Source organism: Kribbella sp. NBC_00482, assembly GCF_036013725.1.
In the GTDB taxonomy this organism is placed as follows: domain Bacteria; phylum Actinomycetota; class Actinomycetes; order Propionibacteriales; family Kribbellaceae; genus Kribbella.
The window spans coordinates 6561184-6574357 of record NZ_CP107881.1 but is presented as its reverse complement, the minus strand read 5'-3'; the positions used below and the strand labels follow the sequence as shown (position 1 = coordinate 6574357).

General features: G+C 65.8%; 10 protein-coding genes. 5 read left to right on the top strand and 5 right to left on the bottom strand.

Translation table 11 applies throughout. The features are described from left to right. Positions 1–5: 5 nt before the first annotated feature. Positions 6–1433 (bottom strand): alpha-amylase, encoded by a 1428-nt coding sequence (locus OHB24_RS31865; RefSeq protein WP_327634563.1) that lies wholly within the window; start codon positions 1431–1433, stop codon positions 6–8. Between the two features lie 110 nt (positions 1434–1543). Between OHB24_RS31865 and OHB24_RS31860 the strand changes: the two genes are divergently transcribed. Beyond that, complete coding sequence (locus tag OHB24_RS31860; RefSeq protein WP_327634562.1) at positions 1544–1789, top strand: hypothetical protein; 246 nt, start codon at positions 1544–1546, stop codon at positions 1787–1789. A gap of 48 nt (positions 1790–1837) precedes the next feature. On the opposite strand, the gene OHB24_RS31855 is transcribed toward OHB24_RS31860, so the two are convergent. Continuing rightward, positions 1838–2641: a hypothetical protein gene (locus tag OHB24_RS31855; RefSeq protein WP_327634561.1), complete on the bottom strand. Its 804-nt coding sequence runs from the start codon at positions 2639–2641 to the stop codon at positions 1838–1840. A 32-nt stretch (positions 2642–2673) separates the two neighbouring features. Between OHB24_RS31855 and OHB24_RS31850 the strand changes: the two genes are divergently transcribed. Both OHB24_RS31850 and OHB24_RS31845 read left to right on the top strand, forming a co-directional pair. Then, positions 2674–3207, top strand: coding sequence for a hypothetical protein (locus OHB24_RS31850; protein WP_327634560.1), 534 nt, complete (start codon positions 2674–2676; stop codon positions 3205–3207). Positions 3208–3764: 557 nt separating this feature from the next. After that, complete coding sequence (locus tag OHB24_RS31845) at positions 3765–5000, top strand: IS110 family transposase (protein ID WP_327633785.1); 1236 nt, start codon at positions 3765–3767, stop codon at positions 4998–5000. Positions 5001–5080: 80 nt separating this feature from the next. Here OHB24_RS31845 and OHB24_RS31840 read toward each other — a convergent pair whose 3' ends face one another. Then, entirely contained in the window at positions 5081–5962 is an 882-nt protein-coding gene (locus OHB24_RS31840) for a phosphotransferase (RefSeq protein ID WP_327634559.1), read from the bottom strand. Next, positions 5962–6462, bottom strand: coding sequence for a DUF2461 family protein (locus tag OHB24_RS31835; protein WP_327634558.1), 501 nt, complete (start codon positions 6460–6462; stop codon positions 5962–5964). Before OHB24_RS31835 ends, OHB24_RS31840 begins: the two co-directional genes overlap by 1 nt. A 371-nt stretch (positions 6463–6833) precedes the next feature. On the opposite strand from OHB24_RS31835, the gene OHB24_RS31830 reads away from it, so the two are divergent. Together OHB24_RS31830 and OHB24_RS31825 are read left to right on the top strand one after the other, a co-directional pair. Continuing rightward, the gene (locus tag OHB24_RS31830; RefSeq protein WP_327634557.1) at positions 6834–7286 is read left to right on the top strand and encodes a hypothetical protein; all 453 of its coding nucleotides are present in this window, start codon (positions 6834–6836) and stop codon (positions 7284–7286) included. A gap of 690 nt (positions 7287–7976) precedes the next feature. Continuing rightward, positions 7977–11231: a hypothetical protein gene (locus OHB24_RS31825; RefSeq protein ID WP_327634556.1), complete on the top strand. Its 3255-nt coding sequence runs from the start codon at positions 7977–7979 to the stop codon at positions 11229–11231. Positions 11232–11235: 4 nt separating this feature from the next. Here the strand turns inward: OHB24_RS31825 and OHB24_RS31820 are convergent, their stop codons facing one another. Next, on the bottom strand, positions 11236–13164 hold the full coding sequence (locus OHB24_RS31820; protein ID WP_327634555.1) for an acyl-CoA dehydrogenase family protein: 1929 nt from the start codon (positions 13162–13164) through the stop codon (positions 11236–11238). Positions 13165–13174 lie beyond the last annotated feature (10 nt).

Here is a 13174-nt window from a genome sequence, read left to right as displayed (position 1 = left end):
AGGCCCTACGAAACTCGTGCGGCGGCGTGCAGTGCCAGACCGTCCGTGGCGGCGATGTCGGCGCGGAACCAGCCGGATGAGTCGACGGTGTATGTCGGACCCGTGCAGCTGCCCGCCGAGAAGTCGCCGTGGAAGACGTCGCAGTAGACGCCGGCCGGAAGCTGGGTGTGGAAGCTCCGGCCGGTCAGCGCCGAGCTCTCGTCGTTCAGGACGAGGTAGCCCTTGTCGCCACGCCCGAACGCGATCGCGTCGTTGCCGTTGTCCCACCACTCGGTGACGCCGGTCCCCCGGACGGCGTTGTGGAAGCCGACCATGTTGGCGATCACCCGCCACTCGTGCTCACACCGCCAGCGGTTGCTGAAGCACGTCGTGTCGACCGTCTGCCCGCTACTGGTCGACGGCGGACCTTCGTCGTTCGACGTGTACTCGTAGCTCGACATCACCTTCGGCGTCCCGTACGTCCAGGCCAGCATGAAGGCGTTCGCCATCGCGTAGCGGCCGTTGTCGCGGAACGTCAGTACGCCGCTGCCGCGCTGCGTGTCGTGGTTGTCGGTGAACACCACGGCACGATCCGACGCCAGCGGCTCCGCGAACGTCTTCAGGTAGGCGAGCCGCTCGGTGTTGAAGATCTTCGCGAGATCCTTCCCGTACCGGAACTCGAGTACGTCGCCGTTCCCGACGTACTCGTCCGGGGTGATCGGCTCGCCGGCGCCGTAGATCACTTCCTGGTAGAGGTACGCCGGACGCGACAGGCGGGACTTGATCGCGGCGATGTCCTCGGCCGGCATGTGCTTCGAGGCATCGAGCCGGAACCCGTCGACGCCGACCGACAGCAGATCGTTCAGGTACGCCGCGATTCGCCCTCGCACGTAGTCGGTCCCGGTCGCGAGATCGGCGAGGTCGACGAGCTCACAGTTCTGTACCTCGTACCGGTCGCCGTAGTTGACGATGTCGTCGTTGCCGTTGCGCCCGCAGTGATGGAAGTCCTGCGTCTGGTACGTCCCCGGGTAGTCGTAGTGCGTGTACGTCGACCCCGCGCTGCCGGTGCCGCCCGAGGAGCCACCGGTCATGTGGTTGATCACGGCATCGACGTACACCTTGACGCCGGCCGCGTGACAACTGTTGACCATGGCAACGAACTGACTGCGCGTTCCGCGGCGCGTGCTGTCCAGTTTGTAACTCACCGGCTGGTAGTCCTGCCACCACGGATACCCGGAGCCCGGTAGCACGACATGCTCTTGCGGAGGCGAGACCTGCACCGCGCCGTACCCCTTCGGGCCGAGTGCCTCGCCGCACTCCCGACCGACCGACGTCCAGTTCCATTCGAACAGCTGGACGATTACGTCCCGGTCTCCCACCGGCGCCGCCTGCGCGCTCGTCCCGCTCAACCCGGCCATGGACAGACCCAGTAACAAGACCAGAATTTTGCGCATCATCGAGCTCCCTCGGGGCGGTGGGCACCCTCATCAAACCACGGCGGCTCGGGCCTCCGAGGGGTTCCCGTGTCGCAGAGTCGCCCGGAACGGCGCATACTGGAGGTCTGATGCTGCCCTATCGCGCGACGACGCGTCGTCACCTGTCCACCAGTCCTTTCAAGGCCCAGGTTTCCGACTCGCTGAAGAGTTACGAAGTCGGTGAGCGGGTCTCTCACGACAGGGAGGGACTCGGCCGCGTTCACTCGGTCGAAGGTGACGGCACCGTCATCATCGACTTCGGCGCCGGCCGCCTCCTCCGAGTCGTCGCCCCCTTCTCCAAACTCCACTCCCTCGGCGCCCAACCCGACGCCTGAGCGTGATCGCTCAGTAACCTCACGTCACCCAGGCTCACGGTCGGGCGTCTAAGGCGTCTCGTCCAGGCGGTTGTAGATCGTGTCGGCCAGGGCCTGGCGTGCGGAATCCTGTGCCCAGCGGGATGTCACCGTCGGGTCCTCGAGAGCCGTCTTGAGGCCCCTTCGTTCGTCCGGAGACAGCGAGCCGAGCATCGAGTTGGCAACAATCAGGCCGTGATACTGCTCGAACGCCGACTGCGATCCCTCGATCGCCTGCAGGACCGAGGAGAAGTCGGCCAGGTGGATGTCGCCCTCCATCAGAGCAAGCGCCATCACCCGCCGGCCGGGGGTACCGAGCGTGAACATGCTTTGGACGTCCTGCGCGCTGAACTCTCCCGACTTGGCCATCGCACGGCCTTGCCGTACGAGGTCTTCCATCTGACCGGTACGCCGAGGGCTCGCCGGCGTCGACCGTAGCTCGTCGTACCTGTCCGCGATCCCACCGATGTTCTGCACGGGACTCGTCGGCGCAGCGCCGGTCGTGCCTTGTGTGATGTTCATAGCGGCATCCTTCGCGGCCCTCGCCGTGCCGAGGTCTCCAGCGCTCGCCGCACGACGAGACAGGTCCAGCAATGCGTCCGCCGCGCTCATCGCCAGCCCGAGACGCAGTCGCGCGTACAGCCATCCGACCAGGAACCCGACGACGGCGAAGTAGACAACGACACTCCCGGCGAACGCGCTCGCTCCGGGCTGTCCGCCGACCGCAGGCGCCAGTCCGTTGAACAGCCGGCCGGCGCCGTCCTTGATCGGTCCGAGTTGAGTCAAGGTCGCGCCCACGAGCAGGGTGGTCAGCCAGTCAGAGATCCGCTCCAAGTTGGTGTTTCGGGGCGTTGCTCGGCGGGCTGGTGAAGTTGTTTCTGGAGGACGTGCAGCGGGTTCGCGAGGTGCGGGCTGAGCAGGTGCGGTTCGTGCGGGCGGTCCTGACTGATCTGAAGGCTGTGCACGATCGGACCGAGCGGGTCAGAACGTTGATCGCCGCACATCAGTCCGCCCTGACGTACGGCAATGAAATGCGTGACCTCATCGATTCCGCCGTACAGTTGCGCAACGTCGTACGCGCCCTCGACCAGACCAGCGACATCCTGGAGACCCGTCGATCGGCGTTGAGGTCCAGCGTCGCGAGCATGGAGAGCTACCTGAACTCGCTCACCGACGAGTTCACCACGTCGTACAAAACGATCGCCGATGAGCAGCGCATCTATGAGGCGGCTTTCGATCAACTGCTGAAGACGCCGGACGGACGGCCACCGCACAATTCGCCGTGGGACAGCCTCGGGAACCTACCGCAGTTGAAGGAGTTTCTCGGCGGGTCCAACTCGGCCAAGGACTCCCCCGTCTACACGAGCGACTTCCTGAACCCACTGGATCTGGCAACCTGAATCCTCCGCAGCGAACTCACGCGCCTGTCGACCAGAAGGCAACTGCCATTGCCGGACGAGCAGCGCGAGATCTACAACAGACTGGCCAAATGAATCAGCTCGAGCGACTGTGGCGCAGGTAGCGGTGCTGGTGCGCCGGGTGGCCGGCTGGATGATCGGTTTGGTGGCGGCACGGTCTTCGCGGGCCGTGTGATGTGCACGCTCGACAGGTAGAGCACCGGCGAGACACTGTACGCACGGATACGTTCACGCTCAGGTGCACTACCCGGCCACCTGACACATCCTAATGGGTGTTATCGGGTCGGTCGGTGACAGACTCGGTGTTTGTAGCTGCTGGTGAGTGAGCACTCATACCTCCTGGGCTTTGAGCCCTGTGGACAGAGCGTGCCCTTGCTGGTGGTCAGGAGGCGTGAATGGCTGATGGGGTGTCGTGCCCAGCACTGCGGGTTGGTGGTGTGAGCACTGATCCATTAGGGCGCCGAGGTCTCCTGCCGGCTGCTGGTTCTACTCATGCGGGTCATGCGGGTCATGCGGGTGTGTGACGGGAGAACTGCATCGTGTTGTTCGTTGGTGACGACTGGGCCGAAGACCACCATGACCTCGAGGTCCAAGACGATCAGGGCCGGGTGCTGGCCCGCAAACGGGTCACCGACGGCATTGCGGGGGTGGTCGGGTTCCACGAACTGGTTGCGGAGTTCCTGGGCGATGACGACGGCCCGGGCCAGGTGATGGCGGGGATCGAGACCGACCGGGGATCGTGGGTTGGTGCGTTGATCGCGGCGGGCTATGCGGTGTTCGGGGTGAATCCGAAACTGGCGGCTCGGCATCGGGAGGTGATCTCGCTGTCGGGTGCCAAGGACGACAAGACCGACGCGCACACGCTGGCCGACATGGTCCGGACCCGGCGCCATCAGTTACGCCGGGTCGAGCCTGACTCGCAGGTGGCGGCCGGGGTGAAGGTGCTGGCCCGGGCGCATCAGGGGCTGATCCAGGAGCAGACCCGGCACATGCTGCGGCTGCGGTCAGCGCTTCGGGAGTACTTCCCAGCCGCGTTGAGCGCCTACCAGCTGGGTTCGTTGACGTTGACCAGCTCCGACGTGCTGGCGTTGCTGGACAAGGCCCCCACACCGGCGGCAGCAGCGAAACTGACCATCGCCCAGATCACCGCGGCACTGAAAACCGCCGGCCGGCGCGGTGACGTCCCGGCCCGCGCTGCCGCGATCCAGGCCGCGCTGCGCACCGAACACCTCGGCCAGCCCGACCTGGTCGCCGACGCCTACGCCATCACGATCCGTTCCACGATCGCGATCCTGCAGACCCTGAACACCCAGATCCCGGCCCTGCAGAACGGCGTTGAGGCCTATTTTGGCCAGCACCCGGACGCTGAGATCTACCGCAGCCAGCCCGGCCTCGGAAAGATCCTCGGCGCCCGGGTGCTCGCAGAGTTCGGCGACGCCCCCGGCCGCTACACCGACGCGAAAGCCCGCAAGAACTACGCCGGCACCGCCCCCATCACCCGCCAATCCGGCAAGCTGAAAACCGTCCACGCCCGGTTCATCCACAACAACCGGCTCATCAACGCGCTCGGCCTGCAAGCCAACGCCGCCGTCTTGCACGACCCCCACGTCCGCGCCTACTACGACCAGCTCCGCGCCAGAGGCCTCGGCCACCACGCCGCCCTCCGCCAGATCGCCAACCGACTCACCGGCATCCTCCACGGCTGCCTCAAAACCCACACCACCTACAACCCCCACACAGCCTGGGCCCACCGCACCACAACCACCGCCGCTTGACACCCTTAACACCAGGGGTGTCTGTCCAGCTGCACATCACATCAGGCCAGCACCGTGCCTGATGCATTAGCTCAAATCGATCAGATGGTTCTCTCCGCTCGTGCCAGGTCGTCCTCAACGCGCTCCAGCGGGAAGCCTTTGAGGATTGACTCATGCACCTGGTCGACCATCCAGTGCGCCTCGTAGCTGCGTCGGGTCGCCGGGCTGAGGTCGGCCAACTTCTCCTCGACCTGCCTGAACTCCTCGGCCCCGATCGTCCTCCGTCCGACGCTGCCCCAGTGCAGCCCGATGAGCGCGTAGTACCGATCGCCACGCACAGCGCCGGCGTTCCAGTCGACCACGCCACTGACACTGCCGGCGTCATCGAACAGCACGTTGCCCGGCGTGTAGTCCGTGTGCACGAGATCATCGCCCTGCATGCGAAACGGCCGCCCACCGTCAACTTCACGCAGTCGCTCCAGCAGTCGTCGGCCACGCTCACCAAGCCGGCCAATGGTGTCCTCGAACACGCTGGCGCTGTCAGGAAAGGCTCTCGGCCGCGGGACTTCCGGATAGTCACGTAGCACCCCAGCGAACCGCTCGTTCATCGCGACGAACGCAGCAGCCGTGGTCGAGTTGAGCTGACTCACATGGCGTCCGGGCAACCTCTCCTGCACAACAACGACGTACCCATCCGAGAGCTCCAGTACCAACTGATGCTCGGGAACGGGCAGAGCTTGCCCGCGTACGTCGTTCAGCACACCCGCCGTCTGCCGCATCACCGCCAACGGCGTGCGAGTACGCGTCATCGCCGACTCGCGCCCGTCCGCCCACTGCACGAACGCCGCGCTGCTGGAACCGCCCACCTGATCAGCGAGCCCGGTCAGCACCAGTCCGCTGCCCGTTCGAGCGTTGACTTCTTCGATGACCGCAGTCGGCGCCCACGGATTCTCTGACAGCCGAAACTCAAGCCTGTGCGCCATCACGACACGTTCTCAACCAGCCAGTGCGACAGCGATCGCAACTGGGAGAAGGCGGCAAGTACGTGGTCGGCTGCGGCCGGAGTGTGAATCCATTCCTCGCAGCCGAGTGCTCGGGTTGCGATCACCGACTTGTGCCGCAACAACTGCGCCCGCGGATGGTCAACGGGATAACCACGCAACGGCCGCTTCAGCAGATCGCCCGAGATCGCGAATCCCTCCCGCTCGAGCTTCCGCACAATGGCAACCAGCCGCGGCCCAGAACCGTCGTCCGCCACCGCGGCCCGATAGCGCTCGATCTGCACCGACGGCGCGTACCACCACGCCACGCTGACCTCTACCCCATCCAGATCGAACCGGACTCCAAGCTCAACGTTCCGACCCAGCCGCACAATCGCACTCTGCCGCTGCCACGCCCGCACCAGCACATCGCCGTACCCCCAGACCGAAAAGTCCTCGTACGCCGGATCCGCGTCCGCCACCACATTCAGCAGCTCAATCATCGGCCGCCGAACCAGCTCCTCCCGCTCCCGCCTGCACTCCCGCCTGACACCAGCCGACGGCTCCCCCTCGAGCCGCAACAGCACATCAAACGCACCCCGCGGCCACCCCTCGAAGCTCCCACTCACCCGACGCAGCTTATCGAGCACGCATGTCAACCAAACGCCTCTCACGTCAGAGGAACAGCGCGGCTTCGCCTCTTGCCTGGCTTTGGTATGCAGCGGAGCAGCGATTTCGGCATCCTGGCCGATTTGATCCGGAGTCTTAGCCCCGCGTCATTCAGGCCGACAAGGAGACGTGCCCGCTGAATCTCGGCAAAACCCGCGCATGCGCGTTTGGACTGATCCAGCCCTGCCAGTTGTAAAGTCGTTCAATGGACGCCACAGTCTTAGTCGCCGCCATGGGCTTTGTATCGACGCTCCTCGGAGCATGGTTCGCGGCCTACTGGCAGCGTCGAGCAAGCCGCGAGGGCCAGCTCCTTACCGCCAAGCTCCGCGCCTACGGTGACTGTGCCGCGGCTCTGTACGAATATGAGCGTGCGACATACAACCGTGCTAAAGCCCGGTTGGCGGCTCTTCCAGAGGAGCAGCGAGTAGAGCTTCGGCAGGAGGCATATCGCTGCAACGCGCTTGCGCGTTCAGCTCTAGGGCAGGTGGCCATACTCAGTGGAAGTGGAAGTCTGCGGCAGGAGCTTGAGGCGGTCCGCCACTCAGTCGGAGGTCTGAACGACGCAATCGACCCCGCCGATCTGAAACGACGTCACGACGGTGTCGCTATGGCGCTTGATCAGGCTTTGGGCAGGGCAGGCTCGGATCTGATGCAGTGAGCCAGATACTTTGATGCAGCGCGTCACTCCGCCGGGAAGCGCAATCCGATCACCTCACTAAGTCGCGGTGCTGCTTCTGTCCCGAAGGTGCGTCCGCTCCGCTCCCTGCGCCTCAGCAGACGCAGCGTGGCACTTTCCAGGGCAGGCGCGAGTCAGCGGCGACCATCGAGCTCGTTGCAGTCCCGACAATCCAGTGAGCGGCCAAGTCCGGGGCGAGTCCGCTTGCCCGCCCCGATTGGCGACAGCACGATGCGGTCACTCGTGGGCCTCTTAGCTGCTGCGCATGCCAGAGATGGCTCTGGCGATGACCAGGCGCTGGACCTCCGAGGTACCACTCCTAGATCTCTTCCAGCTTTTGAAGGCGATCGTCGGCGGGAACGCAGATATGCCCTGCCCGGCGGTTCCTGCCTCTAATCGCCAACCATCGTGGCAGGCTTCTGGCAGAGCTGGGATGGAGAAGGACATTCCTCAACGCAACTTGTTCAGCTCCGGAGACGCCGTTTCACCGGTCACCGTCCTTCCCAGCGGCACTGCAGCCCGGCCAAGCCGAAGAACTCAAGTTCCAGGCGCCGAAACCCAATTGTGTTGGTGGAGGCGTATCAGTCGCCGTTTCCGGGCCTCTTACAGGTGAGATGGATCAGCTCGAGAGTGTCGGTACGCATTAGTGCCGATCAACCGGGGGTGGAGTAAATGGCGATTCTTCAGGATCCGCCGGACGGCGGGCTCGCAAAGGGCACGGATGTTTCCTTTCACTACTGGCTGCGGGTGGTGCTGCTGCTGGTCGGCGCCGTCGTCGTCGGGCTTGGCGCAGTGCTTCTCGGCGACCGTGTCGGAGCCGACGCCTTGCCGCGGGCGGTCTGGGTCGCGTTCCTCGTGCTCGCCATCGTGCTGGTGGTCGTTCTGCTCGCCACCGACATGGAGCGCCGCTGGCGTGCCGTGCTGCGCTGGCTTGCTCTGATCCTGAGTGCTCTTGCCGCAGCACACTTCGGCGACGCGGCGAGTCTCAAGGGCACGAACATGTCGATCGTCGACATCGAACTCGCGGGCGGTAGCGAGGCATGGAAGGCCTGCGAGTGTGATCCAGTCTTCACGACCGCGGTCCAGCAGGACTTCTGGTTCATCGTCTCCTACGTTTTCCTGCTCGGCCTACTGGTGTCGTGGGCCGGCACCTACTTCCGGCTGCCGTCGCTACGACGAGCGCGTACGACGGTCGTCATCGCCGTCGTCGTCGCGGGCGTCTTCGACGTCGCCGAGAACATCTTGATGCTCAACGCGGGACCGTCGAACGGACCTTGGCAGTTCGCCGCGGTCTGCGCCTGGGCCAAGTTCACCCTGCTCCTCGTCGCCATCATCTACATCGCGGCAGGTGCCTTCGCGTGGTGGTCGACGCCGCACTGGGTCAGGATCGCGTCTCTGAAGCTGCCGGCGTACGCCCGGAAGGTCGCTGGGATGGCTCCGGAGGCGGAACCTTCGGAAGCGGTCACCCAAGCCGCAGAGGGCAACCAGATGCAACGCTGCGAACCCCCGCCCGGAGTGGCGATGTATGGCATTGCCCTGTCTGGCGGCGGCATCCGGGCGTCGTCGATCAGCCTCGGCGCACTCCAGGAACTTGACGATGAGATCCTCGGCTGGTCCGGGGCACGCGCGGTCACCGCCGTGTCGGGCGGATCGAACATGGCGGCCGGCTGGAGCATCTCTCGATCCAGCCTCCCGACAACAGACGCCGCGAGCGTTGAACGGGAGCTCCTCCGCCAGCAGGCACCTAGCCCGTGGCAGCAGCAGGACAACGGGTGGCTCACCGCCGAGGAGCGTCATCTCGTCGACAACCTCGGGTACCTCGGGTCGAACCAACCTCGCGGATCCGACACCGATCCGGCTGCCGCGAAGGCGACCAGGCAAGCCGGCCCCGAGGGCAGCCAGACGTCCACCAAGGCGTCGTACCGTCCAGCTGTGTTCGCGACGGTGATCGCGGGTCTGACAGTCAACGTGGTAGTGCTGGTGAGCATGCTCTGGGCCATCACACGGCCTGTGGGCTGGGCATTGCGCAGCCTCACGGACCAGAGCGGCGAGCTGCCGGAGGACGCGATGCACGATCTCGTCACGGGTCATTCGCTCTCGCTGCCCGGGATCATTTTCCTGGTCGCCGGATTCGTCGTCCTGATGCTCTGGGTCCTCGCAGGCCAGTTCCTGGTCGGTTACGCCCAGAACAACAAGTGGGCGCGCGTCACGCTGCAGACGCTCAAGCGGGCGTCGTACAGCGCACTGGCCCTGGGTGCGTTGCTCGCACTGACTTTGTGGGGTTTCGTCGAGCTGGTCGGCGCGGTCGCCCATCTGTCGTTGCCCACGCTGGTCGCCACAGTTGGTGCGAGCGCCGGTGTCGTCGGCTCGGTCGTCCGCATTCTCCGGAAGCCGGCAGCACGCTTCGCACCAATGCTCGGCGGTGTTGCCTTCGCCATCGGCGGGCTCGGTGTGACAGCGCTGGCGACGTGGACCGCGGCCAAGCAGGAGGTGACGTGGTCCCCCGACGATCTGGTCAGCTGGCAATCCGGCTGGAACTGGGTTCTCGCGCTGGCGCTGCTGACCATTGTGCTCCTGGGCCCCAGCTCCGAGAGCTGGTCGCTGGCACCCTTCTACCGAGGCAAGCTGCGGCTGGCCTACGCGACGTACCGGACCCCGGGCGGGGACGACGGGCTCCGTGTGCAGCCGTACGAGAACGACGCCGCTGGGACGGACAAGACCAAGCGGGAACCCGGCCTGTTCGCCTTCAACTACGACGAGAAAGCGGCCCGTACGCCGTTGGTGGTGTGCACGACCAGCACTGTGACCTCACGTGCTGTGCGTACCCGCTACGGCACTCCGGCTCTGAGCGTGACGTTCGACCCTGAGCGGACGATCCTGCATCTGCCCCAGGACGGGCGCGGCAACACGCTGCAGTTCGCCGCGTCGACCCGAGTGCTCGACCGACTCGGCCGCAAGCTGCACAAGCGGATCACGACGATGATGGCAGTCGCCATCTCCAGCGCCGCGGTCTCCCCCGCGATGGGGCGGTACCAGATCGGGCCGACCAGCATGCTGCTGGCCTTCTTCAACATCCGCCTCGGCGTGTGGATCGCCAACCCACGCTTCATCACCCAACTCGAAGCAGCCGGCCTGGAGAACAAGCCCGGCCTGGCGTACCCCCATACCGGGCTCGGTTACCTGTTCAAGGAGTTCTTCGGGATCCATGATCTCGACGACCCGTACCTGTACCTGACTGACGGCGGGCACTGGGAGAACACTGGACTCGTCGAGCTGCTCCGGATCCCCGAAATCACCGAGATCGTCTGCGTCGACGCCGACTCCGGTCCGGGTGACGCGACAAGCTCGCTCGGCAAGGCCATCGCGATCGCCCCCAGCGAGTGCGACATCCGGATCGACATCAGTCTCGACCCGCTCCGGGCCACCCCGAGCAGCTCGCGCGTGCCGGCGTACTCGCCCCGGACCGTCAACATCGGGTTCTTCAGCAAGGGCGCGGGATCGTTCACAGACAAGACCCCGGTCGGCGTCCTCTGGTACGCCAAGCCGGGGCTTGCCAAGGAGATGCCCGCGGCGTTGCTCGCATTCCACGAGCGGTACCCGACCTACCCGCGCGAGTCGACCCTGAACCAGTTCTTCGACACGGCGAGCTTCGTTGCCTACCGCAACTTCGGCCGCTACAACGCCCGCCAGATCCTGCGGGCGCGCGGGAAACTTAAGGTCGCCCTGAACGTACTCCTCGATATCACCGACGACGCCGCCCTCGATGAGGAACTGACAGCGATGGCCGTCGACCCACAAGGCCACTGGGCCATCACCGAACTCTCCCGCGCCGCCCACAGCGCAGCCGCTTCCAACCCAGCCGCCGCCACATCCCTGATCAGAGCGTATTGCCAAGCAGTACGGAGCTCGCTAGTGACAGGTCCTTGACCAGCTATCGGTAGCGGCGGGACTTGTTGTCCGTCTTGGATTCGCCGGGCTGCCACTCGGCGATCCAGGGGCCGGTTCCCTCGGAGAGGTCCACGATGCCGTCCTCGAGCCAACTGTATTTCCCATCGAGCACCTGCCGGGCCAGCCTTCGATCGGCGTCGTCACTGTTGCTCCACAGCTGCTCGAACAGATGGTCCACCCGAAGCCGCGACTGCTCGCAGAACACCGCCGCCAGCTCGTACGCCGACTCGCCCCGAGCGGCATCTTGGCCGCGTAGCGTTTCGGCTCGCGAGCAGGACGCCGCCATCGCGAACAGCTCCGCCCCGATGTCCACGATCCTGGCCAGGAAGCACTGCCGGTACTCGAGCTTCGCCTGCCACCGCCCCATGCCGTAGAACGTCTGCCGCGCGAGCTTGCGCGACGACCGCTCGACGTACCGCAAGTGCTTCGCGAGCGGCCCGAACTCGCGGTAGGACCGGGGATCGGATCCCTTGCCGACGGCGAGCTGAGGCAGCCATTTGGCGTAGAACCCGCTCGCGTTCACCGCGGCCTTCGCCTTGGCCTGGAGATCGGCGTCCGCTGAGGCCAGGTCGCCGGCCGCGGAGAGGTGGGCGTCGACCGCCTCCCGCGCGATCAGCAGATGCATGATCTCGGTCGAGCCCTCGAAGATCCGGTTGATCCGCAGATCGCGCAGGATCTGCTCCGCCGGCACCGCCCGTTCACCGCGGGCCGCCAGCGAGTCGGCGGTCTCGTACCCGCGTCCACCGCGGATCTGCACCAGTTCGTCGGCGATCCGCCAGGCCATCTCGCTGGACCACAACTTGGCCAGCGCCGCCTCGATCCGGATGTCCTTGGTGCCCGCGTCGGCCAGATTGGCGGACAGGTCGAGCACCGCCTCGAGGGCATACGTGGTGGCAGCCATGAACGAGAGCTTCTCGGCCACGGCCGCGTGGGCACCGATCGGCCGGCCCCACTGGACGCGCTCCACGGACCACTCCCGCGCGATCTTCAGGCACCATTTGGCCGCCGCTGTGGTGGTCGCCGGGATGGACAGTCGCCCGGTGTTCAGCGTAGTGAGCGCGATCCGCAGGCCGTCGCCTTCCCGTCCCAGCCGGTTCTCGACCGGCACCCGGACCTGGTGGAAACGGGTCACGCCGTTCTCGATCCCGCGCAGCCCCATGAAGGCATTGCGGTTCTCCACCGTGATCCCCGGCGCATCGGCCTCGACGACGAAAGCGCTGATGCCACCCCGCTGGCCGTCGTGCTCGGGTACGCGGGCCATCACCACGACCAGCTCGGCGATGACGCCGTTCGTCGTCCACAGCTTCACGCCGTCGAGGAGGTACGCCGTACCGTCGTCGGTCGGGATCGCCGTCGACGCCAGCCGGGCCGGGTCCGAACCCACATCGGGCTCCGTGAGCAGGAACGCGGTCACCGCACCGGCGGCGCAGCGGGGCAGGAACCGCTGCTTCTGCTCGTCGGTCCCGAACATCTTCACCGGCTCCGGCACACCGATCGACTGATGCGCGGAGACTAGCGCGCCCAGGCTCGGATGCACCGAAGAGACAAGCATCAACGCCTTGCCGTAGTACGACATCGGCAGGCCGAGGCCGCCGTACCCGGTCGGGATCTTGATACCGAACGTCCCCAGCTCGGCGAGCCCCTGCAGGTACTCGTCCGGGATCTTCGCCTCCCGCTCGATCAGCAGGCCGTCGAGGGTCGCGCAGTACGCCGCCAGCCGGGCGATGAACTCCTCGCCACGTGCAGCGTCGTCCGCCGCGATGGCGTGCGGTTGCGGATGAATGAGCGACAGGTCGAAGTCGCCGAGGTACAGCTTCTTCGCGAAGCTCGGCCGGGTCCACTCCGTCTCCCGGGCCGCCTCCGCAACCTCTCGGGCCTCACGCTCGCCGACCTGCCGCGTCGTAGCCGTCACGGGTATCCCT